The organism is Variovorax sp. P4_B10 (assembly GCF_056402375.1).
Genome location: NZ_JBFUHN010000058.1, coordinates 22,367 through 44,571 on the forward strand (window position 1 = coordinate 22,367; position 22,205 = coordinate 44,571).

Below are 22,205 nucleotides of genomic sequence, written 5' to 3' on the forward strand. Positions count from 1 at the left end.
ACATGCAAGGTGCAAACAAGGGAGCGGACCACCACAACGGCGCGCCGCTCGACGGAAAAGGACTGCGCATCGGCATCGTGCAGGCGCGCTTCAACGCCGACATCACCGACGCGCTGGCAGCGGCCTGCCTCTCGGAACTCGAGGCGCTCGGCGTGGCCGCGGCCGACATCCATCACCTGCAGGTTCCGGGCGCCCTCGAGGTGCCGGTGGCCTTGCAGGCGCTGGCCGAGCGCGGCGGCTACCACGCCCTCGTGGCGCTGGRCTGCATCATCCGCGGCGAAACCTACCACTTCGAACTGGTGGCCAACGAATCGGGCGCGAGCGTGAGCCGCGTCGCGCTCGACTACCGCCTTCCCATCGCCAACGCGATCCTCACCACCGAGAACCTAGCGCAGGCCGTCGCCCGCCAGACCGACAAGGGCCGCGACGCAGCCCGCGTGGCTGTCGAGATGGCGCAACTGCTGGCCACCCTTTCATGACCGAAGACACCATCAAGGCAGGCGGCGCCAAGCCCCGCCAGTCGCGCACGGGGCTCACGAGCACCGGCGCGCGCAAGGCTTCGGCCAAGTCCAACCGCAGCCGCGCACGCGAGTTCGCGCTGCAGGCGCTCTACCAGCACCTGGTGGGCCGCAACGACCCGACCGACATCGACCACTTCACGCGCGACCTCGCGGGCTTCCACAAGGCCGACGCCGCGCACTACGACGCGCTGCTGCATGGCTCGATCGAAGGCGCCGAGCAGCTCGACGCGCTGATCCGCCCGCTGCTCGACCGCAAATTCGAAGAGATCTCGCCCATCGAGCACGCCGTGATGTGGATCGGCGTGTACGAGTTCCAGAACTGCCTCGACGTGCCGTGGCGCGTGGTGCTCAACGAATGCATCGAGCTCGCCAAGGAATTCGGCGGCACCGACGGCCACAAGTACGTGAACGCGGTGCTCAACGGCCTGGCGCCGCAGCTGCGGCCGCTCGAAGTGGAGGCCGACCGCGCGTCCGGCAAGGCCAAGGCATGAGGATTTCGACGCGCGCGCAGCGCATCGAGCCCTTCTACGTGATGGAAGTGGCCAAGGCCGCCGGGGTGCTGGCACGCGAAGTCGCCCACACCGACCGGCCGATGATCTTCCTGAACATCGGGGAGCCGGACTTCACCGCACCGCCGCTGGTGCAGGAAGCCGCGGCCCGCGCCGTGCGTGCGGGCGCCACGCAGTACACCCAGGCCACCGGGCTCGACCAGCTGCGCGAACGCATCAGCGGCTGGTACACGCAACGCTTCGGCGTCGACGTGCCGGCCCGCCGCATCGTCGTCACCGCAGGCGCCTCGGCCGCGCTGCAGCTGGCCTGCCTGGCCTTGATCGAGTCCGGCGACGAGATCCTGCTGCCCGACCCGAGCTACCCCTGCAACCGCCATTTCGTGAGCGCCGCGGACGGCAAGGCCGTGCTGATCCCGACCACGGCCGAAGAGCGCTTCCAGCTCACGGCCGCCAAGGTCGAGGCCGCGTGGACCGACAAGACGCGCGGCGTGCTGCTCGCCTCGCCCTCCAACCCGACCGGCACCTCCATCGCGCCCGACGAGCTGCGCCGCATCCACGAGGTGGTGTCGCAGCGCGGCGGCATCACGCTGATCGACGAGATCTACCTCGGCCTTTCCTACGACGACGCCTTCGGGCAGACGGCTCTGGCCATCGACGACAACGTCATCAGCATCAACAGCTTCAGCAAGTACTTCAACATGACCGGCTGGCGCCTTGGCTGGCTGGTGGTGCCCGAAGTGCTGGTGCCCGTGGTCGAGCGGCTCGCGCAGAACCTCTTCATCTGCGCAAGCACCGTGTCGCAGTACGCGGCGCTGGCCTGCTTCGAGGCCGAGAGCATCGCCGAGTACGAGCGCCGCCGCGCCGAGTTCAAGGCACGCCGCGACTGGTTCATTCCGCAGCTCGATGCACTGGGCCTGAACGTGCCCGTGGTGCCCGACGGCGCCTTCTATGCCTGGGCCGACTGCACCAGCGTGGCCGAGAAGCTGGGCATCTCCGGCAGTTGGGATTTCGCCTTCGAGACCATGAAGCGCGCCCACGTCGCCGTCACGCCCGGGCGCGACTTCGGCACCGCCGAAACGGCGAAGTTCGTGCGCTTCTCCACCGCAAGCTCGATGGCGCACCTGCAGGAATCGGTCGAGCGCCTGCGGGCCATGACCGCGCAATGAGCTACGCGTTTCCGATCCGCGTCTACTGGGAAGACACCGACGCCGGCGGCATCGTGTTCTACGCCAACTACCTGAAGTTCATGGAACGCGGCCGCACCGAATGGCTGCGCTCCCTGGGCGTCGAACAGCGCAAGCTGCGCGAGGAAACCGGCGGGCAGTTCGTGGTGAGCGAAACGCAGCTCAAATACCACCGTCCCGCGCGGCTCGACGACGAACTGCTCGTTACAGCCGATCTCCAACAATTGGGCACTGCGTCGCTGATAATCGGTCAGCGCGTGCTATCAAAAACAGAGCAAGAGCGAACGGGCGCCCCGGCACCCGTCTTGCTGTGCGAAGGCACGATCCGCATCGGCTGGGTGGATGCCACCACATTGCGTCCCGCACGCATGCCGAACCAAGTTTCGGGAACCCTCGAGCGCTGCGGCGGCTCCATGACTCAACCTTTCAAGCCATGAACCAAGACCTCTCCATCATCAACCTCCTGCTCCACGCCAGCTTCGTGGTGCAACTGGTCGTGCTGCTGCTCGTGATCGTTTCGATCGCCAGCTGGGCCGCGATCATCCGCAAGTACTTCGCGCTGCGGCGCATGCGCGCCCTCAACGACGACTTCGAGCGCGAGTTCTGGTCGGGCACCAGCCTGAACGAACTGTTCGCCTCGGCCGCGCAGAACGCGAAGTTCGCCGGTCCCATGGAGCGCATCTTCGCTTCGGGCATGCGCGAGTACCAGAAGCTGCGCGAGCGCCATGTGACCGATCCCGCCACGCTGCTCGACGGCGCCCGCCGTGCGATGCGCGCGAGCTTCCAGCGCGAACTCGATGCGGCCGAACAGAACCTCTCGTTCCTGGCCACCGTCGGTTCGGTGTCGCCTTACGTGGGCCTCTTCGGCACGGTCTGGGGGATCATGCATGCCTTCACCGGCCTCGCCGCCCTCGCACAGGTGACGCTGGCCACCGTGGCGCCCGGCATCGCCGAAGCGCTGGTCGCCACCGCCATCGGCCTCTTTGCCGCCATCCCGGCGGTGGTGGGCTACAACCGCTTCGCGCGCGAAATCGACAAGATCGCCATCGCCCTCGAGACCTACATCGAGGAGTTCTCCAACATCCTGCAGCGCAACCTCTCGGCCAACCCGGCCGCGGGCATGGCAGCAACCTCGGTGGCTCCGGCCAACCGCTGAGCGGAGTCCCAGCGCATGCCCGCCGTTTCATCCCGGGGCCGCGGCCGCCGGACGATCAACGAGATCAACATGGTCCCGTTCATCGACGTGATGCTGGTGCTGCTGATCATCTTCATGGTCACCGCGCCGCTCATCACGCCGAGCGTGATCAACCTGCCCTCGGTCGACCGCGCCAACAAGCAGCCCGACAAGCCCATCGAGATCGTCATCAAGAGCGACGAGGAAGTGCAGATCAAGAAGGACCCGTCCACCGGCAGCGGCGGCACGTCGGTCCCCATGACCCAGATCGGCTCCGCGGCCAAGACCGCCCAGGGCGGCGACGACCAGCGCCCGGTGGTCATCAGTGCCGACAAGTCGGTCAAGTACGAAACCGTCGTGAAGGCGATGAACCAGCTCAAGCGCAGCGGCATCGAGCGCGTGGGCCTGTCGGTCACGACCACGGGCGGCAAATAAGGCATGTCGCTCGCACTGGACCGCCCCGAGTTCGCGCCACCGCCGCAGCGCGGCACGCCGCGCGCCGTCGTGCTTGCTCTCATCGCGCATGCGCTGCTGATCGCAGCGCTGACGTGGGGGGTGCGTTGGAAGAGTGAAGCGGCGAACGACGCCGTCGACGCCGAACTCTGGTCGTCGACCGTGCAGCAGGCCGCACCGCGCCTGCAAGCACCGCCGGCTCCCACGCCCGTCCCGGCACCGCCGCCGCCCGCCCCGACTCCGCCGCCTCAGGTCACCAAGCCGCCCGAGCCGACACCGGTGCCGCGCCAACCCGACATCGCGCTCGAACGCGAGAAGAAGCTCAAGGAACAAAAAGAGCAACAGCAGCGCGAACTCGAGCAACAGCAGCAACAGAAGAAAAAAGAGCTCGAAGCCAAGCAGCGCGCCGAAGACGAGGCCCAGCGCAAGAAAGAGCAGCAGCAAAAGCTCGCTGATGCGAAGAAGCAGCAGGAGGCCGAGGCCAAGCAGGCTGAAGCCAAGAAAGCCGAGGCGGCCACCAAGCAGGCAGCCGCCGACCGCGCGGCAGCGCTCAAGCGCATGCAGGGCCTCGCCGGTGCGAGCGGCAGCGACGACTCGAAGGGTACGGCCCAGCGGACGTCGGGCCCTTCGGGCGGCTATGGCGACCGCATTGCCGCTGCCGTGCGGCCGAACATCACCTACCCGGATGCCGACAACGTGAACGGCAATCCGTCGGCCGAGTTCGCAGTCAGCCTGGCACCGGACGGCACCATCGTCGGCGTCAAGCTGAACAAGTCGAGCGGGCTGCCGAGCTGGGACGAGGCAGCCGAACGCGGCCTGCGCAAGACCGACAAGCTGCCCCGCGACAACGATGGGCGCATCTTCCCGTCGCTGATCGTTTCGCTCAAACCCAAGCGCTGATTCGCTTCGCATCCGGGTGGCCTTTTCACAGGGCCACCCGGAACTCTGTTGGCGCCGCACTGTCTACCCGCGCACAACAACAGCCGGGCCCCGCGCCCGCACCAGATGAAGCCCACCGGCCGCATTCGCTACGGGAGCAGCCCCCTGCTCGCGAGCCCCACTCCCGTCTGGCGCAGCAAGCTCATCGTGGCCAGCATCGCCTTCGGCTTCGTGCTGCTGGCCGGCCGGGCCGCCTACGTGCAGGTCTTCGACAACGACTTCTTCCAGCACCAGGGCGAGGTGCGCTACCTGCGCACGCTCGAGCTGCCCGCGAACCGCGGCCGCATCCTCGACCGCAACGGGCTGATCCTCGCCTCGGACATCCCCGCCCCGAGCGTCTGGGCTGTTCCCGAGGACATCGAGCGCGACGACCCTGTGGTGCGGGCCAAACTCGGGCAGGCGGCCAAGCTGCTCGGCATGGCGCAGAAGGACTTCGACAAGAAGCTCGAGGACGAAGACAAGACCTTCGTCTGGATCAAGCGCCAGGTCGACGCATCGGTCGGCAAGCAGGTCGCCGACCTCGGCGTCAAGGGCATCTACCTGCGCAAGGACTACCGGCGCCAGTACCCCGAGGGCGAGGCGGCCGCGCACCTGGCAGGCTTCACCAACGTGGAGGACATCGGCCAGGAAGGCATCGAGCTCGCCTTCAACAGCGAGTTGGCCGGCAAGGCCGGCTCCCGCCACGTCATCAAGGACCGGCTGGGCCACATCATCGAAGACAGCGAAGACCAGGTGCCCCCGACCGAGGGCCACGACATCCAGCTGAGCATCGACGACCGCGTGCAGTTCGTGGCCTACGAGAAAATCCGCGACGCCGTGGTCGCCAACAAGGCCAAGGCGGGCAGCGTGGTGGTGGTCGATGCCGGGACGGGCGAGTTGCTGGCCATGGCCAACTACCCGAGCTACGACCCCAACGACCGCCGCAATCTCACCGGCGAGCAGTTGCGCAACCGCGCGATGACCGACGTGTTCGAACCCGGCTCGACGATGAAGCCGATCACCATCGCCACCGCGCTCCAACTCGGCCGCGTGACGCCGCAGACCCTCATCGACACCAACCCGGGCCGCATCACCGTCTCGGGCGCCACGATCCACGACGACGAGAACTTCGGCGTGCTGACCGTCGAGGGCGTGATCCAGAAGTCCAGCAATGTCGGCGCCACCAGGATCTCGCAGCGCATGACGGCGCAGGAGATGTGGAACTCGCTCACGGCCGTGGGACTGGGGCAGAAGCCGCAGACGCCCTTCCCCGGCGCGGTGACCGGGCGGCTGCGCCCCTGGAAGTCATGGCGCCCGATCGAGCAGGCCACCATGTCGTACGGCTACGGCCTCTCGGCCTCGCTGTTCCAGATCGCGCACGCCTACACCGCCTTCGCGCACGACGGCGAGGTCATCCCGGTGAGCCTCTTGAAAAGCACAGTCACGGAGCCACCCGGCGTGCAGGTGTTCTCGCCACAGGTCGCGAGCGAGGTCCGCAAGATGATGCACATGGCCGCCGCGCCCGGCGGCACCGCGCCGCTCGCGCAGACCGAGGGCTACTCGGTGGGCGGCAAGACCGGCACCGCGCACAAGCAGGTCGGCAAGGGCTATGCGAGCAACAAGTACCGCGCCTGGTACACCGGCATGTCGCCGATCGACAAGCCCCGCATCATCGTCGCGGTGATGATCGACGAGCCCGGCGCGGGCAAATACTTCGGGGGGCTGGTGGCGGCGCCGGTGTTCAGCCAGGTCGTGCAGCAGACGCTGCGCATCATGAACGTGCTGCCCGACCTGCCTGTGGCGCCGATGGCGCACTGAGCACGGCCGCTCGTTTAGGATCGTCGGCAACTCATTGCCTGGCGCTCCTGACATGGTCGACACCCCTCCTGCCGTTCGCCTCGAAGACCTGACCCCGCTCCCCTACCAGCAGGCCCTTGCCGCCCATCTGCAGGCGAACGAACCCGAGGTGTGGCGCTGGGCCGCCTCCGCCGAGGCGCGCGAGGAACATGCCGCGGCGGTCCGCGCCGACCTGCTGCGCAACTCGTACCGGCTCGATGCCGACGCCCACCCCGAGCTGCATGCGCATTGCAACGCGGCGGCGCAGCGCATGGGCATCACGGCGCGCGTCACGCTCTACCAGGCGGGCGACGGCACGATGAACGCCACGCTCTACTTCCTGCCCGGCGAGGCACACATCGTGCTCTCGGGCCCGATGATGGAGCGCCTGCAGGGCCCCGAGCTGCAGGCCGTGCTCGGCCACGAGCTGGCGCACTACCTGCTGTGGGAACGCGACGGCGGCAAGTACCACGTGGTCGACCGCATCCTGCAGGCCGCGGCGGCCGACGCCCGCGCCGACGCGAGCCACCTGCATGCGGCGCGCCGCTACGGGCTCTACACCGAAGCCTTTGCCGACCGCGGCGCCTGCATCGCCTGCGAGGCGCTCGAACCGGCGGTCACCGCACTGGTCAAGGTGCAGACCGGGCTCAACCAGGTCAACGCGGCCAGCTACCTGCGGCAGGCCGACGAGATCTGCGCCGCGCCCGAACTCCAGACGCGCGGCACCAGCCACCCCGAGGTGTTCGTGCGAGCGCGGGCGCTCCGACTCTGGACCGAGCGCCAACCCGAGGCCGACGACTGGCTGGCCGGCGCGCTCGAAGGCCCGCTGGACATCGCCACGCTCGACCTGCTCGGGCAGCAGCGCACCGATGCGCTGACACGAGAAACCATCGCCCAGCTGTTGCAGCGGCCGTTCCTGCAATCCGAATCGCTGCTGGCCCATGCGCGCCGCTTCTTTCCGAACTTCGCGCCGCCCGCCGAACCGATGCCGCCGCCCGGCCCGGTGCCGTCCGGCGTGCACGACTACCTGGCCAGCGTGCTGGTCGATTTCGTGGCGGCCGACCCTGACCTGGACGACGTCACGCTCGCCGCCGCGCTCGGGCTGGCCGAAGCGCTGGGCTGCGCCGAACAGCTTGAACAGCGCGTGGTCAAGGACATGCGCTTCCCCAAGCGCAGCCTGACCCGCGTGAAGCGCGATGCCGCCACGCTGCTCGAAAAGGCAGCGGCTCAACACCTGCAAGGCGCATCCGCATGAGCGCCGCGCCGGGCCGCCCCAAGCAAGCTCGCACCGCAGTGCGAAGCACGAAGGTATTCCAATGACACCCGCCGTCGCCCCCCTGCTGCAACTGCTGGACACAGCCGACGCCCACGGCGGCCTGCAAACCGACGACGTGTTGAGCCTCGTGCTGCCCCTGCTGCGCGAGGTGTCCGCACTGCACGAGCAGGGCAAGGTCGCCGTGCTCGGCAGCGCCTTCGCCTACCGCGTCGACGACACGCCCGCCCTCGCGCTCGCCCGGCCCGAAGGCACAGAGCCCCGCCAGAACCGCGGCGCCATCGCGCCGCTCGAACAGCCCGCCGCCTCCGTGCTGCGCGTGGTCGGCGAGCACCGCGTGACGCTCGACGCCGACGAAGGCGTGTCGGTCGAGAACCTCGCGCTCATGGCCGACGCTGCGTCCGACGCCCTGCCGGCGCGCCCCGTCTACCTGCCCGGCTACACCGCCTGGGAGTTGCGCTTCGCGCACCATGACGCGCTGACCGACATCCTCTGCCTCGGCCAGGTGCTCGCCAGTCTCTCGTGCGGACTCGACTTCACCGACAGCGAGGAGCTGGGCCGGTTCGTCGCGAGCCGGAGCAACCTGTTCGCGCTCAACCGCCGCCTGCACCCCGTGGTGGCCGCGGTGATCGGCGAGATGACGGCGCTCGACCGCCACGAACGCGCGCGCGACCTGCCCTCGGTGATCCGCCGCCTCGAAACCTATCGCGACCAGCCGCTGGACCTCGGCCTCGACCGCATTGCGCCCGCAAGGGACGGCGCGGGCCAGCGCCGCCAGGCAATCCGCGTGCACCTGCGCGACCGCCTGTTCGACCTCTCGCGCCGCAACCGCCTGCTGCACTTCAAGCCGAGCCAGATGCATGTGAACCTCACGGTGGCGAGCGTGCCGCTGGTGGTGGACATCAAGAACATCCGCGTCGACCAGCTCTGCGTGTGGGACGGCCGCTTCGCGAGCGACATCGCCACCTGCGACCCGGTGCCGCTCGCGCGCTGGCTGCGCTTCGAAGACCAGCCCTACCTGCCGGGCGCGCTCGACCGCATCCTGCAGGAAGCGCGGCGCGACCGCTCCGAATACGGCTTCTCGCAGCTGTCGCTGGTGATCGCCTTCCTGCGCTGGCACAACCTGAAGGAAGACGCGGCCGAGCGCATCGCGTCGCCGCTCTTGATGCTGTCGGTCGAGCTCACGCGCAAGAAGGGCGTGAAAGATCAGTACCTGCTCGAGGCCGCCTCCAGCGAAGCCCAGGTCAACCCCACGCTGCGGCACCACCTGCGCCAGCTCTATGGCATCGTGCTGCCCGAGACGGTGGACCTGCGCGAAACCACCATCGAGCAGTTCCACGCCCAACTGGCCGCGCAGATCGCGGCGAGCGAACCCGGCGTGCAGTTGCGGCTGATGAAGCAGCCCGAGATCGAACTGATCCACCAGCGCGCCCGCCAACGGCTCGAACAGTTCAAGCGCCGCACCCGCGTGCGYAACCCCGGCGCGCAACCCGTCGCGGCGCAGGGCTTCAGTTATGCGAAGGACGACTTCCGCCCGCTCGGCCTGCAGCTCTTTCACACCAAGGTGCGGCCGGTTCCGCTGCCGCTGCGCAATGCGGTCGGCGCACGGCCCTTGCCGCGCGCGCCGCAGATGGCGGCCACCGCCGCGCAGACCGAACGCCAGACCTACGCGCTGCACGAGGGCGGCGGCAACCCCTATCAATGGGACGTCGACCTCACCTCGGTGACGCTCGGCAACTTCAATCATCGCAAGATGTCGCTGGTGCGCGACTACTCGGCACTGAGCGAAACCGAGATCGCGAGCGACGCCTTCGACCGCGTGTTCTCGCTGCAGCCACGCCAGGTCGATGCCGAGCCACCGGCCGCCCTACCGCTGGCCGACCAGTGGCCCGTGGTGCAGGCCGACGCCACCCAGACCGCCGCCGTGGCGCTGGCGCGCACCGGCACCAGCTACATCATCCAGGGGCCACCCGGCACGGGAAAGTCGCAGACCATCACCAACCTCATCGCCGACTACGTGGGCCGTGGCCAGCGCGTGCTCTTCGTCTGCGAAAAGCGCGCCGCCATCGACGTGGTGTTCCACCGCCTGCGGCAGCAGGGGCTGGACGAGCTCTGCTGCATGATCCACGACTCGCAGGGCGACAAGAAGGCCTTCGTGCAGAACCTCAAGAAGACCTACGAGCACTGGCTCGCATCGCCCGAGGAACTGGACGCCGAGACCCGCGAGCGCACCCAGCTGGTCGACACGATGGACGCCGACCTGAAGGCGCTCGAACGCTTCGACGCCGCAATGCGCGAAGCGCCCGGGCACCTGGCCGTGACGGTGCGCACGCTGATGGCGCGGCTGATCGCGCTCAAGCCCCACGACCCCGCGCTGACGCCCGTGCAGGCCGAGGCCCTGCCCGCCTTTGCGGCCTGGCGCCGCCATGCCGACCTGGTCGCGCGGCTGCATCTCGCCGTCACCGAAAGCCTCGGCGTGCCGTATCTCGCGCAGCATGCATTTGCACGACTCGCGCCGATGCTGCTGCGGCAGGAACGGCCGCTTGCCCGGCTGGTCGAGCTCAGCGACCGCACGGCCGAACAGACCGGTCCGCATTGCGATGCATTGATCGAAGCCTGGCCGCCACTCGCCCAACTCCACACCCTCTGGGGCGATGGACTGGCCGTGGTTGCCGACGCGCGCCGTGTTTCAGCGCTCGCCGCGCGCGGGCAGCTTTCGCTGCTGGACACTGCACACCCCGCGAGCCTCGCGTTCGGCGAGACGATGGCACAGCGCCGTGCGTTGCAGCAGGTGCTGAACGAAGCCCTGGCACGCACCGGCCACTGGAAGGACAAGTTCTCGCCGAGCGATACCGAGGCCGGCCTCGCCCAGGCCAAGGCGCAGCAAGGCTCGCTGCTGCGCTGGCTCCAGCCCTCGTGGTGGCGGCTGTCGGGCGAACTCAAGCGCCGCTACGACTTCTCCAAGCATGCGGTGCGCCCGCAGCCCAGCCAGGTGCTGGAAGAATTGCTGGCCGAGCACACCGCCCGCACGGCCATCGGCAAGCAGGCCGCGCAGATCGAGGCCAGCTACGGCTGCACCGACCCTGAGGACTTCGTGCAACAGCTCGACGCCCTGCGCCGTGGCGATGCCACCGGCAACGGCGTGCGCATGGCCTTCCACGCGCACCTGCGCACCGACCTCGGCGCGAGCCGCAACGTCGAACGGCTGGCCGCCCTCGGCGGGCGCACCGACGTGCTCGATACGCTGTGGCGCGACCTGCTGGACGACCCCGCCGCACAGCCGCTGTCATCGCTCGAAGGACTGGCCCGCACGCTGCGCGAGCAGGCCGACACGCTGCCGACCGTGCTGCCCCACCTGCAGGAACTGGCCGACGCCGACCCGGCCCTGGCCAAGGCCCTGCGCACGCTGCCGCTCATGCCCGACGCCATCGAATACGCCGTGGCCCGCGAAGGCCTGGAACGCGTCTACCGCACCGAGCGCTGGCTGCCGCGCTTCGACAGCGCCGCGCTCGCGCGCCATGCGCAGCGCCTCGCGGAGGGGGAGCGCAAGCTGCTCGACCGCAACGCCCGCACGCTCGCCGCCGCGGTGCGCCAACGCTTTCGCGACCACGTGCAGAAAAGCGCCCTGCCCGCGAGCCAGCTCGACGCCGGCGGCAAGCTCTTCAAGAAGAGCTACAACGCGGGCCGGCGCGAACTCGAACACGAGTTCGGCAAGACCATGCGCTACAAGGCGATCCGCGAACTCGCCTCGGGCGAGACGGGCCAGGTGGTGCGCGACATGAAGCCGATCTGGCTCATGAGCCCGCTCTCGGTGTCCGACACGCTGCCGCTCGCCGCCGACCTGTTCGACGTGGTGATCTTCGACGAAGCGAGCCAGATCCCGGTGGAAGAAGCCGTGCCTGCGCTCTACCGCGCGCCGCAGATCATCGTGGTGGGCGACGAGATGCAACTGCCGCCGACCAGCTTCTTCTCTTCGGGCCGCGATCCGGAGGACGACACGGTGTCGGTCGAGGACGAGGGCGACCGCATCGCCGTGGTGCTCGATGCCGACAGCCTGCTGAACCAGGGCGCGCGCAACCTGCCGGCCACGCTGCTGGCCTGGCACTACCGCAGCCGCTACGAGTCGCTCATCGGTTTCTCGAACGCGGCCTTCTACGCGGGCAACCTCTTCACCATTCCGGACCGCAGCCTGCCTGCGGCGGCGCGCGACGAGATCCTCGTGCAGTCGCGCAACCCGTCGGAAGAGTCGGTGGCTGCGAATGTCGACGCCCTGCTCTCTCGCGCCATCAGCTTCCACCGCGTGACCGATGCGGTGTACGAGAACCGCATCAACGACGGCGAAGCGCGCCACATCGCGCAACTCGTGCGCGAGTTGCTCAAGCGCGAGACCGGCCGCAGCCTGGGCATCGTCGCATTCTCCGAAGCGCAGCAAACCGAGATCGAGGCCGAGCTCGATGCACTGGGCGCCGTCGACAGCGACTTCGCCGCGCGGCTCGAAGCCGAGTACGTGCGCGAGGAAGACGACCAGTTCTGCGGCCTCTTCATCAAGAACCTGGAGAACGTGCAGGGCGACGAGCGCGACATCATCATCCTGAGCATCTGCTACGGCCCGAACCCCGAGGGCCGGATGCTGATGAACTTCGGCCCGATCAACCAGCGCGGCGGCGAGAAGCGGCTCAACGTGATCTTCAGCCGCGCGCGGCACCACATGGCGGTCGTCTCGACGATCCGCCACGAGGCGATCACCAACGACCACAACGAAGGCGCCGCGGCGCTCAAGCAGTTCCTGCGCTATGCGGAGTGCCTGTCGCGCGGCGATTCGGCCACGGCACGACGCGTGCTTGAAAGCATGAATCCACTCACGCGTGGCAGCGGCGCGCAGCATGCGCGCGCGGACGAGGTGACGACGCAGCTCGCGGCGGCGCTGCGTGCGCGCGGCCATGCGGTCGACGAACAGGTGGGGCAGTCGCGCTTTCGCTGCGACCTGGCGCTGCGTGCGCCGGAGGCCGGGCACTATGCGCTGGGCATCCTCGTGGACACCGCGACGCACTACGAGAACCGCAACGTGCTGGAGCGCTATGTCTCGCGTCCACGCGTGCTCGACGCGTTCGGTTGGCAGGTGATGCAGGTGCTCGCCAAGGACTGGCTGCATGCGCCGGAGGCCGTGCTCGAGCAGATCGAGTTGGCGCTGCGCAAGAAGGGAGACAAGACGGGCGAACCCGCCGCCGCCGAGGTCAGCGCGCCAGGCTCAGCCGCTTGACGTCAAGCCTCGCTTTTTGAACAGCCTGGTGGCGAAGAAACAGATGGACGCGTTGTGCGGCCAGATGTTCCTCTACCCCTGATCAGGCAGCCCATTCACTCGTAGACGATCAGCGCCTTGCCCGCCTCCGCCTGCGCCGTCCAGCTCGCGAGCGCGGCATCGGTCGGGAAGAACTTGGCGCGTTCGCCCAGCTGCAGCTCGACCTGTGCGCCACCGCGCGCCATCGACAGGCGCACCGGCAGGCCCTGCACCAGGTCGCCGACTTCGGTCTGCTCGGTGCGTGGTGGAAAGTCTTTCACCAGCCGCGCAATGTCGGGCGCCTTGCCGTTCACGGCCACGCGCAGGAACTTGCCGAAGCGGCAGCGCGCCGTCGCGAGGTCCCACACCTGCTGCACCTGGAAGCGCGCCTCAAAGCCGCCGCGCGCGGGCTGCAGCCGGCCGCTCACGATCACGAGTTCGTCGTCCTTCAAGGTGTTGCGGTTGGCATTGATCAGCGCTTCGTCGGCCGTCGCATCGATGGCCTCGGACTTGTCGTCGAGCTTGAAGATCGCGAGCCGCCCGCGCTGCCCGTTGATCACGCGGAAGTCGCTCACGATGCCCGCGATGACCTGCTGGTCGCGGCTGTCGAGCAGGTCGCCGATCTCGCGCTTGCAGAAGCGCCGCACCTCGTGCGAGACCTCGTCGAACAGGTGGCCCGAAAGGTAGAAGCCGACGGCCGTTTTCTCGAGCGTCAGGCGTTCCTTCACGCCCCATGGCGTGGCATCGACCAGGTCGGGCTCGGCGGTGGCAGAGCCGTGCTCGGCATCCCCGAAGATGTCGACCTGCGCCGCATTGGCCGCGGTGGCATTGGCGAATTCGAAGGCCCGGTCCACCGACGCGATCAGCGCCGCGCGGTTCTGCTGGATCGCATCGAACGCGCCCGCCTTGATCAGCGCTTCGACCGTGCGCTTGTTGATGCGCTGGCGGTCGATGCGCACGCAGAAGTCGAACAGGCTCTTGAACGGCCCGCCCTCTTCCCGTGCCCGCACCACGGCCTCGACCGCGAGCTGGCCCGTGCCCTTGACGGCGCCCAGGCCGTAGCGGATCACCCGGTCGGTGACCGGCTCGAAGCGGTAGTTGCCGCGGTTCACGTCCGGCGGCTCGAAGGTGATGCCGAAATTCTTCTGGGCGTCTTCGAACAGCAGCTTCAGCTTGTCCGTGTCGTCCATTTCCACGGTCATGTTGGCGCAGAAGAACTCGGCCGTGTAGTGGACCTTGAGCCAGCCCGTGTGGTACGCCAGCAGCGAGTAGGCGGCGGCGTGCGACTTGTTGAAGCCGTAGCCCGCGAACTTCTCCATCAAGTCGAAGATTTCGTCGGCCTTGTCCTGGGCGATGCCATGCGTCGAGAGCGCGCCCGCGCGGAATTTCTCGCGGTGCTCGGCCATCTCCTCGAGCTTCTTCTTGCCCATCGCGCGGCGCAGCAGGTCGGCGCCGCCGAGCGAGTAGCCGCCCAGGATCTGCGCGGTCTGCATCACCTGCTCCTGGTAGACCATGATCCCGTAGGTCTCGGACAGCATCTCGGCCACGGCCGGGTGCGGGTACTCCACCTCTTCGCGGCCGTGCTTGCGCGCCACGAAGCTGGGAATCAGGTCCATCGGGCCCGGGCGGTACAGCGCGTTCAGCGCGATCAGGTCTTCGAGCCGCGTGGGCCGCGCGTCCTTCAGCATGCCCTGCATGCCGCGGCTTTCAAACTGGAACACCGCCTCCGTCTTGCCTTCGGAGAACAACCGGTAGGTGGCCGCATCTTTCAGCGGGATGTTCTCGAACGCGAAGTTCTCCTGGCCCTTGTGGCGCTTGACGATGAACTMTTTGGCGATCTCGAGGATGGTGAGCGTTGCAAGGCCCAGGAAGTCGAACTTCACGAGGCCGATGGCTTCGACGTCGTCCTTGTCGTACTGGCTCACGGCCGAGTCGCTGCCGGGCTGCTGGTAGAGCGGGCAGAAGTCGGTGAGCTTGCCGGGCGCAATGAGCACGCCCCCGGCGTGCATGCCGATGTTCCGCGTCATGCCTTCGAGCTTCTGCGCGAGCTCGACCAGCATCTTGACTTCTTCTTCCTTCTCGATGCGCTGCGCGAGCTGCGGCTCCATCTCGATGGCGTAGTTGTTCTTGTCGCCCTCGATCTTTTTCTCGGGCGGGTACTGCAGCGTGACCGACATGCCCGGCTTGTTCGGAATCAGCTTGCTGATGCCGTCGCAGAACATGTAGCTCATGTCCAGCACGCGGCCCACGTCGCGGATGGCGGCCCGTGCGGCCATCGTGCCGAAGGTGGCGATCTGGCTCACGGCGTTGCGGCCGTACTTGTCCTTCACGTAGTCGATCACGCGGTCCCGGTTGCCCTGGCAGAAGTCGATGTCGAAGTCGGGCATCGAGACGCGTTCGGGGTTCAGGAAACGTTCGAACAGCAGCTTGTATTCGAGCGGGTCGAGGTCGGTGATCTTCAGCGCGTAGGCCACCAGCGAACCGGCACCCGAGCCCCGGCCCGGGCCCACCGGGCAACCGTTTTCCTTGGCCCACTTGATGAAGTCGCCCACGATCAGGAAGTAGCCGGGGAAGCCCATGTTCAGGATCGTGTTGATCTCGAACTCCAGCCGCTCCACGTAGCGCGGCCGCTCGGCATCGCGCTTGGCCTCGTCGGGGTAGAGGTGCTTCAGGCGCGCTTCCAGCCCCTCGAACGATTCGAGGCGGAAGAACTCGTCGATCGGCATGCGCACGCCTTCGCTGACGAAGGGCGTCGGAAAGTCGGGCAGCTGCGGCTTGCCGAGCACCAGCGTCAGGTTGCAGCGCTTGGCGATCTCGACCGTGTTGGCCAGCGCGCTCGGCACGTCGGCGAACAGCGCCTGCATCTCGGCGGTCGACTTGAAGTACTGCTCGTCGGTGAACTTGCGCACGCGGCGCGGGTTGCCCAGGATTTCGCCTTCGGAAATGCAGACGCGCGCCTCGTGCGCTTCGTAGTCCTGGCGTTCGGCGAACTGCACCGGGTGCGTGGCGACCACCGGCAGGCGCAGCCGGGCCGCGAGCTTCACGGCGGCGATCACATGCGGCTCGTCTTCCGGTCGGCCTGCGCGCTGCAGCTCGATGTAGAAGCGGTGCGGGAACATGCCCGCCAGCTTCAGCGCCAGTTCGGCGGCGCGCTCTTCCTGCCCCTGCAGCAGCGGCACGCCCAGCGGCCCCGCCTGCGCGCCCGAGAGCGCGATCAGCCCACCCTGGAGTTCTTCGAGCCATTCGAGCTTGCAGGCGGCCTGCGACTGGYCCCGGCCCACGTTCTGCGTCCAGGCCCGCGCCAGCAGCTCGGACAGGTGCAGGTAGCCTTCCATGTTCTGCACCAGCAGCACGAGGCGGGTGAGCACGCCGGGCTCCTTGCCCAGCCCTTCGATGAAGATTTCAGCGCCGATGACGGGCTTGACGCCCTTGCCCCGCCCCTGCTTGTAGAACTTGACCGCCCCGAACAGATTGTTCAGGTCGGTGATGGCCAGTGCGGGCTGCTTGTCGGCAGCGGCGGCCTTGATGACTTCGTCGATTCGGTTGGTGCCGTCGACGACGGAAAACTCGGTGTGCAGGCGCAGGTGAACAAACATCCTTCCATTGTAGAAAGCCGCACCCCCACGATGTGGGTTGGCAATCCCTACAATCGCGCCCCGTGCAAGAGATTCTGAATATCGCGGCCTACAAGTTCGTGGCCATAGACGACAGCCCCGTGCTGCGTGAAGACCTGCGCGCCCGCGCCCAGGCCCTGGACCTCATGGGCACCATCCTGCTGGCGCCCGAGGGTATCAACCTGTTTCTGGCGGGCACGGCCGACGCCATCCATGCCTTCGTGGCCGGTTTGCGCGCCGATGTGCGCTTTGCCGACCTCGAAACCAAGGAAAGCTGGTCCGCCACGCAGCCCTTCCGGCGCATGCTGGTGAAGCTCAAGCGCGAGATCATCCGCATGGACCATCCGGCCATCCAGCCGGCGGCCGGACGCGCGCCCGGCGTCGATGCCCCCACCCTCAAGCGCTGGCTCGACCAGGGCCATGACGACGAAGGCCGCGAGATCGCGCTGCTCGACACCCGCAACGCCTTCGAGGTCGACCACGGCAGCTTCGAGGGCGCCATCGACTGGCGCATCGGTAAGTTCACCGAATTCCCGCCCGCGCTGCGCGCCCACCGCGACCAACTCGCGGGCAAGACGGTGGTGAGCTTCTGCACCGGCGGCATCCGCTGCGAGAAGGCGGCCATCCTGATGCGCGAAGAAGGCGTGGACCACGTGCTCCAACTCGAAGGCGGCATCCTCAAGTATTTCGAGCAGGTGGGCGGCGCGCACTACAAGGGCGACTGCTTCGTGTTCGACGGCCGCGAGGCGCTGGCGCCCGACCTCAGCGCGCGCTCGGCCCGTGCCAGCGCCCGCGCCTCCGAAGACCCGGACCTCGGCATCAAGCAATAACACGGGCACCCGATGCGCATCCTCCTGGTGGAAGACGAACTGGACATGGCCTCGTGGCTGATCCGGGCGCTGACCCAGAGCGGCTTCGTCGCCGACCACGCGCCCGACGCGCGCACCGCCGAGGCCTTCATGGCCGGCACCGAGTACGACGCGATCGTGCTCGACCTGCGCCTGCCCGACAAGCACGGCCTGAGCGTGCTGGCCGACATGCGCAATGCCGACGACCGCACCCCCGTGCTGATCCTCACCGCGCAGGGTGCGCTGCAGGACCGCGTGCGCGGCCTCAACCTCGGTGCCGACGATTTCCTCACCAAGCCCTTCGAGCTGGTCGAACTCGAGGCGCGGCTCGCGGCGCTGGTGCGGCGCAGCCGCGGCAAGCAGCATCCGCGCCTGCAGTGCGCCTCGCTCTCGTACGACAGCGAAAGCCACGCCTTCACGTTGCGCGGCACGCTGCTGTCGCTCACGCCGCGCGAGCAGGCCGCCCTCACCGCGCTGCTGATGCGCAGCGGCGCGCCGGTCGGCAAGTCGCAGCTTTTCGCCAAGGTGTTCACCAACGACAGCACCGCGGGGCCCGACGCGATCGAGGTCGTGCTGCACCGGCTGCGGCGCAAGCTCGCGGACAGCGACGTGCGCATCGTCACCGTGCGCGGGCTGGGCTACATGCTCGAGGGCATTGCCGATGGACCCTCGGGCGCCCCACCCGCCATCCCCTGAGCCGCGGCGCTTCGGCATCCGCGCGCGCCTGCTCGCGCTGCTGGTGCCGGGCATCGTCGCGCTGATGGCGCTCGACAGCTGGAGCGACTACCAGGCGCTCACCGAGTCGCTGGTCGTCGCCTACGACCAGAGCCTGCTCGAACCCGTGCAGGCGCTGGCCAACGGGGTCGTGATCGCCAGCGACGGCAGCGTGAGCGTGCAGGAGCCCTTCTCGGTGCAGGCGATGTTCGAGTCGACGCACCTGCGCTACAAATACCTGCATGTCGGCGTGCAGCGCATCGTCAAGGGCGAGCCGCTGGACACCGGCGCCGCCGAGACCACGCTCATGGGCGTGCCCGGCCTGCCCCGGCCGACGGAGCGGCCGGCCGATGGCACGCCGGTGTTCTACGACGCGGTGTACGAGCAGCACCCGGTCCGCGTGGCGGCGCTGCGCCAGACGGTCTACGACAACACCCGCCCCGGCACCGCCTGGAGCGTGCTGATCCAGGCGGCCGAGGGCACGGGCCCACGCCTCCAGGCACAGAACGAATCGCTGAAGCAGGAGCTGTTGCGCGACGCGCGCATGGTGCTGGTGATGGCCGTGCTGGTGTGGCTCGGCGTGGCCTGGACGCTGCGCCCGCTGGAGCGCCTGCGCCGCTCGCTGCGCGAGCGCCCGCGCGACGACCTGAAGCCGCTCGACGCCGGCGGCGTGCCGCAGGAAGTGGTGCCGCTGGTGGATGCGGTCAACCACCACATCGCGGACCACCGGCGCATGGTGGCGGAGCAGTCGCAGTTCCTGGCCGATGCCTCGCACCAGCTGCGCACGCCGCTCAGCATCCTGTCGATCCAGGCTGGCTACGCGGTGCGCGAGACCGACCCCGACCGCATGCGCGAATCGCTGCATGCCATCGTGGCGCAACTCGCGCGCACCCGCCGCCTCAGCGAGCAATTGCTCGCCCTGGCGCATGCCACGACCGAAGAGGAAAGCGCGACGGCCGAACCGGAGGTGGTCGATCTCAGCGGCATTGCGCGCGCCGTGGTGCTGCAATACCTGCCGCTCGCGCGCGAGAACGACCAGGACCTGGGCTGGGTCGACGCATGCAGCGGATCGGAACCGGAAGACAAGGCCGACGACGAAGTGCCGGTGCTGCCCGTCCTGGYCAACGCCGCCGAGTTGCACGAAGTGCTCGCGAACCTCGTGCACAACGCCATCAAGTACACGCCGCGCGGCGGCAACATCACGGTGACCGTGCGGCGCGAAGCCTCGCATGCGCTGGCCGAGGTGTGCGACAGCGGCCCGGGCATCGCACCCGAACGGCGCGACAGCGTGTTCGAACGCTTCCACCGCGACCCGGCCGCCGGCGCCGCCGCCACCCAGGGCGCGGGCCTCGGCCTCACCATCGCACGCAGCTATGCGCGGCGCAACGGCGGAGAGATAGCACTCGACGGCGCCGACATGCCCGAGAGCGCAACCGGCGGTGGACTGCGCGCGACCCTGAGGCTGCCGCTGGCCGTTTTTCCAAGGGTTTCTGCGGGGTAGAGCTGTACGCAGTAACACGTATTTTGAGGGCCCGGAAGGCTTCCACGCCTCCGCCGAAAGGCGATTGAAAGCCTCGATTCCTAGACTGCGCTCCTTCCAAATCGAAGGAGACTCAATGCACCCGCACGGTGAAGATCCGGCCTCGCACGCGCTTCGGCCCGCATCCAGATTCAAGAAGGACTACTACGGCGGCGCCTTGCTCGTGGTCATCGGCCTCGCGGCCGTCTATGCCGGTATCGGCTACCGCGTCGGCGAGCTCGCGCACATGGGGCCGGGCTTCTTCCCGGTGGCGCTCGGCGGCCTGCTTGCGCTGACCGGCCTGCTGATCGCCGTCGCCGCGCGCGGCGAAAAGCCAGCGAGCGAAGAGGCCGCGTCGCACGGCCATCCGGGCGGCATGCCCGACCTGCGCGGCGGCATCTGCATCATCCTCGGCATCCTCGCCTTCCTGCTGTTCGGCGAATACGGCGGCCTGCTGCCGGCGACCTTCGCCATCGTGTTCATCTCGGCGCTCGGCGACCGCGACAACACGCTGACCGAGGCGGTGCTTCTCTCGCTCGCGATGTCGTTCATCGCGGTGGTCGTGTTCTGGTGGGCGCTGAAGCTGCAGCTGCCGTTGTTCCAGTGGGGAGGCTGAAGCCATGATCGGTCAATCGCTCCACGACCTCTGGTTCGGCTTCGGTGTCGCGTTCCAGGGCTCCAACCTCCTGTGGTCCTTCTTCGGCGTGCTGGTGGGCAACCTGATCGGCGTGCTGCCGGGCATGGGCGCGCTGCAGGCCATCTCGATCCTGCTGCCGCTCACCTACGTGATGCACCCGGTGCCGGCCATCCTGATGCTGGCCGGCATCTTCTACGGCTCGCAGTACGGCGGCGCCATCGGTGCCATCCTGATGAACATGCCCTCGCATCCGCCGCATGCGGTGACCTGTCTGGACGGGTACCCGATGACGAAGCAGGGCAAGGGCGGCGTCGCGCTCGGGGTGACGATGATCTCGTCCTTCTTCGCGGCGTCGGTCGGCATCATCGTGATGATCTTCGCCTCGCCGCTCCTGGTGCAGATCGCGTTCAAGTTCGGCCCGACCGAGATCTTCTCGATCATGCTGCTGGGCCTGCTCGCGGGCTCGACCATGTCGCGCGGCTCACCGCTCAAGGGCGTGGCGATGACGATCTTCGGCCTGCTCTGCGGCGTGGTCGGCACCGACGTGAACAGCGGCAGCTTCCGCTTCGCGTTCGGCCTGCCCGAGCTGAGCGACGGCCTCGAACTGGTGGCCATCTCGATGGGCCTGTTCGGCGTGGCCGACTTCCTGCTCAACGTGAACCGCATGAAGACCATCGGCGACACGGGCACGCTCAAGTTGAGCGACATGCGCCCGAGCAAGGAAGAACTGAAGCGCGCCTTCCCCGCGATGATCCGCGGCACCCTCGTCGGCACGGTGTTCGGCGCCATGCCCGGCACGGGCCCGACCATCACCACCTTCATCGCCTACGCACTGGAGCGCAAGGTGTCGAAGACGCCGAACAAGTTCGGCACCGGCATGATCGAGGGCGTGGCCGGCCCCGAGGCCTCGGCCCACTCGAAGACGCAGGTCGACTTCATTCCGACGATGAGCCTGGGCATTCCGGGCGACGCGGTGATGGCGCTGATCCTCGGTGCGCTGCTGATCCAGGGCATCCAGCCCGGCCCGCAGCTCATCACCGAGCATCCGGACATCTTCTGGGGCCTGATCGCGAGCTTCTGGATCGGCAACGTGATCCTCGTGGTGCTCAACGTGCCGCTGATCGGCGTGTGGGTGAAGCTGCTGAAGGTGCCCTACAAGTACCTGTTCCCGGCCGCGATGTTCTTCATTGCGACGGGCGTGTACAGCACGCAGAACAGCCTGTTCCAGATCTGGGAGGTGCTGGTGTTCGGCATCGTCGGCGCGGTGCTGATGACGCTGGAGTTCTCGGTCGCGCCGATCTTGCTGGGCTTCGTGCTCGGGCCGATGGTGGAAGAGAACTTCCGCCGCGCGCTGCTGCTCTCGCGCGGCGACATGTCGGTGTTCGTCACGCGTCCGATCAGCGGCACCTTCATCGGCCTGTGCGTGCTGCTGTTGATTGGCGTGGGCTACTCGGCATGGCGCGGACGCAGCAGCCGGAAGGCCGTGCTCGAGTTGCCGAAGACGCCTGACGGCGCGCCGCCGGCCGAGGCCATCTCGATCGGCGGCAAGTAGGCCGAAGTGATCCGGAACAAGGGACCCGCTCAGTCGGGCCCGTTTTGTTTTTGCGAATGGCGGTGGTGCGTTCGGACGTGTTTTTTTCCGGGGCGCGATCCCGCCGACGGTGTGCTCTGCTCCGCGAATGTCCCCCGGCGCGGCCTAGGGCCGCAGGCCTCCTCCTTTATTTCGC

The 22,205-nt window shown here is 68.1% G+C and carries 16 protein-coding genes; 15 read left to right on the forward strand and 1 reads right to left on the reverse strand.

Features of this window, described 5'->3' with window-relative positions; all coding sequences use genetic code 11:
* Positions 1 to 2 precede the first annotated feature (2 nt).
* The 10 genes from ribH to AC1DXX_RS23605 all read left to right on the forward strand — a co-directional run bounded on the left by ribH (position 3) and on the right by AC1DXX_RS23605 (position 13,128).
* Positions 3 to 479: a 6,7-dimethyl-8-ribityllumazine synthase gene (gene ribH / locus AC1DXX_RS23560; RefSeq protein WP_478136629.1), complete on the forward strand. Its 477-nt coding sequence runs from the start codon at positions 3 to 5 to the stop codon at positions 477 to 479.
* On the forward strand, positions 476 to 1,012 hold the full coding sequence (gene nusB / locus AC1DXX_RS23565; protein ID WP_478136630.1) for a transcription antitermination factor NusB: 537 nt from the start codon (positions 476 to 478) through the stop codon (positions 1,010 to 1,012). Before ribH ends, nusB begins: the two co-directional genes overlap by 4 nt.
* A complete protein-coding gene (locus AC1DXX_RS23570) occupies positions 1,009 to 2,196 on the forward strand; it encodes a pyridoxal phosphate-dependent aminotransferase (RefSeq protein ID WP_478136631.1) in 1,188 nt (395 codons plus the stop codon). The genes nusB and AC1DXX_RS23570 overlap by 4 nt, the downstream gene beginning before the upstream one ends.
* Entirely contained in the window at positions 2,193 to 2,651 is a 459-nt protein-coding gene (gene ybgC, locus AC1DXX_RS23575; RefSeq protein WP_478136632.1) for a tol-pal system-associated acyl-CoA thioesterase, read from the forward strand. Before AC1DXX_RS23570 ends, ybgC begins: the two co-directional genes overlap by 4 nt.
* Positions 2,648 to 3,370 (forward strand): protein TolQ, encoded by a 723-nt coding sequence (tolQ, locus tag AC1DXX_RS23580; protein ID WP_478136633.1) that lies wholly within the window; start codon positions 2,648 to 2,650, stop codon positions 3,368 to 3,370. Before ybgC ends, tolQ begins: the two co-directional genes overlap by 4 nt.
* 15 nt (positions 3,371 to 3,385) lie before the next feature.
* Positions 3,386 to 3,823, forward strand: coding sequence for an ExbD/TolR family protein (locus tag AC1DXX_RS23585; protein WP_478136634.1), 438 nt, complete (start codon positions 3,386 to 3,388; stop codon positions 3,821 to 3,823).
* Between the two features lie 3 nt (positions 3,824 to 3,826).
* Positions 3,827 to 4,741, forward strand: coding sequence for a cell envelope integrity protein TolA (gene tolA, locus AC1DXX_RS23590; protein ID WP_478136635.1), 915 nt, complete (start codon positions 3,827 to 3,829; stop codon positions 4,739 to 4,741).
* A gap of 105 nt (positions 4,742 to 4,846) precedes the next feature.
* The gene (locus AC1DXX_RS23595; protein ID WP_478136636.1) at positions 4,847 to 6,577 is read left to right on the forward strand and encodes a peptidoglycan D,D-transpeptidase FtsI family protein; all 1,731 of its coding nucleotides are present in this window, start codon (positions 4,847 to 4,849) and stop codon (positions 6,575 to 6,577) included.
* Between the two features lie 52 nt (positions 6,578 to 6,629).
* A complete protein-coding gene (locus tag AC1DXX_RS23600; RefSeq protein WP_478136637.1) occupies positions 6,630 to 7,850 on the forward strand; it encodes a SprT-like domain-containing protein in 1,221 nt (406 codons plus the stop codon).
* Between the two features lie 61 nt (positions 7,851 to 7,911).
* Positions 7,912 to 13,128 carry an AAA domain-containing protein gene (locus AC1DXX_RS23605; RefSeq protein WP_478136638.1) on the forward strand — a complete coding sequence of 1,739 codons (5,217 nt, stop codon included), beginning with the start codon at positions 7,912 to 7,914 and terminating at the stop codon, positions 13,126 to 13,128.
* Between the two features lie 95 nt (positions 13,129 to 13,223).
* On the opposite strand, the gene dnaE is transcribed toward AC1DXX_RS23605, so the two are convergent.
* On the reverse strand, positions 13,224 to 16,742 hold the full coding sequence (gene dnaE, locus AC1DXX_RS23610; protein ID WP_478136639.1) for a DNA polymerase III subunit alpha: 3,519 nt from the start codon (positions 16,740 to 16,742) through the stop codon (positions 13,224 to 13,226).
* A gap of 62 nt (positions 16,743 to 16,804) precedes the next feature.
* Here dnaE and AC1DXX_RS23615 point away from each other — a divergent pair, with 62 nt between their 5' ends.
* From AC1DXX_RS23615 to AC1DXX_RS23635, 5 genes are all read left to right on the forward strand, one after another.
* Positions 16,805 to 17,590 (forward strand): sulfurtransferase, encoded by a 786-nt coding sequence (locus tag AC1DXX_RS23615; RefSeq protein WP_478136640.1) that lies wholly within the window; start codon positions 16,805 to 16,807, stop codon positions 17,588 to 17,590.
* Between the two features lie 12 nt (positions 17,591 to 17,602).
* Positions 17,603 to 18,304, forward strand: a complete 702-nt coding sequence (locus AC1DXX_RS23620) for a response regulator (RefSeq protein ID WP_478136641.1) — start codon at positions 17,603 to 17,605, stop codon at positions 18,302 to 18,304.
* The gene (locus AC1DXX_RS23625) at positions 18,270 to 19,823 is read left to right on the forward strand and encodes a sensor histidine kinase (RefSeq protein ID WP_478136642.1); all 1,554 of its coding nucleotides are present in this window, start codon (positions 18,270 to 18,272) and stop codon (positions 19,821 to 19,823) included. Before AC1DXX_RS23620 ends, AC1DXX_RS23625 begins: the two co-directional genes overlap by 35 nt.
* Before the next feature lie 115 nt (positions 19,824 to 19,938).
* Positions 19,939 to 20,457 carry a tripartite tricarboxylate transporter TctB family protein gene (locus AC1DXX_RS23630; protein WP_478136643.1) on the forward strand — a complete coding sequence of 173 codons (519 nt, stop codon included), beginning with the start codon at positions 19,939 to 19,941 and terminating at the stop codon, positions 20,455 to 20,457.
* A 4-nt stretch (positions 20,458 to 20,461) separates the two neighbouring features.
* Complete coding sequence (locus tag AC1DXX_RS23635) at positions 20,462 to 22,030, forward strand: tripartite tricarboxylate transporter permease (protein WP_478136644.1); 1,569 nt, start codon at positions 20,462 to 20,464, stop codon at positions 22,028 to 22,030.
* The last annotated feature ends 175 nt before the right edge of the window (positions 22,031 to 22,205 follow it).

Excerpts from the sequence above, each read along its gene's own strand:
- AC1DXX_RS23585 (WP_478136634.1), top strand. The coding sequence starts at position 3,386 with ATGCCCGCCGTTTCATCCCGGGGCCGCGGCCGCCGGACGATCAACGAG.
- AC1DXX_RS23635 (WP_478136644.1), top strand. The coding sequence starts at position 20,462 with ATGATCGGTCAATCGCTCCACGACCTCTGGTTCGGCTTCGGTGTCGCG.
- AC1DXX_RS23570 (WP_478136631.1), top strand. The coding sequence starts at position 1,009 with ATGAGGATTTCGACGCGCGCGCAGCGCATCGAGCCCTTCTACGTGATG.
- AC1DXX_RS23620 (WP_478136641.1), top strand. The coding sequence starts at position 17,603 with ATGCGCATCCTCCTGGTGGAAGACGAACTGGACATGGCCTCGTGGCTG.
- tolQ (WP_478136633.1), top strand. The coding sequence starts at position 2,648 with ATGAACCAAGACCTCTCCATCATCAACCTCCTGCTCCACGCCAGCTTC.
- ybgC (WP_478136632.1), top strand. The coding sequence starts at position 2,193 with ATGAGCTACGCGTTTCCGATCCGCGTCTACTGGGAAGACACCGACGCC.
- AC1DXX_RS23600 (WP_478136637.1), top strand. The coding sequence starts at position 6,630 with ATGGTCGACACCCCTCCTGCCGTTCGCCTCGAAGACCTGACCCCGCTC.
- tolA (WP_478136635.1), top strand. The coding sequence starts at position 3,827 with ATGTCGCTCGCACTGGACCGCCCCGAGTTCGCGCCACCGCCGCAGCGC.
- AC1DXX_RS23595 (WP_478136636.1), top strand. The coding sequence starts at position 4,847 with ATGAAGCCCACCGGCCGCATTCGCTACGGGAGCAGCCCCCTGCTCGCG.
- AC1DXX_RS23630 (WP_478136643.1), top strand. The coding sequence starts at position 19,939 with ATGCACCCGCACGGTGAAGATCCGGCCTCGCACGCGCTTCGGCCCGCA.
- nusB (WP_478136630.1), top strand. The coding sequence starts at position 476 with ATGACCGAAGACACCATCAAGGCAGGCGGCGCCAAGCCCCGCCAGTCG.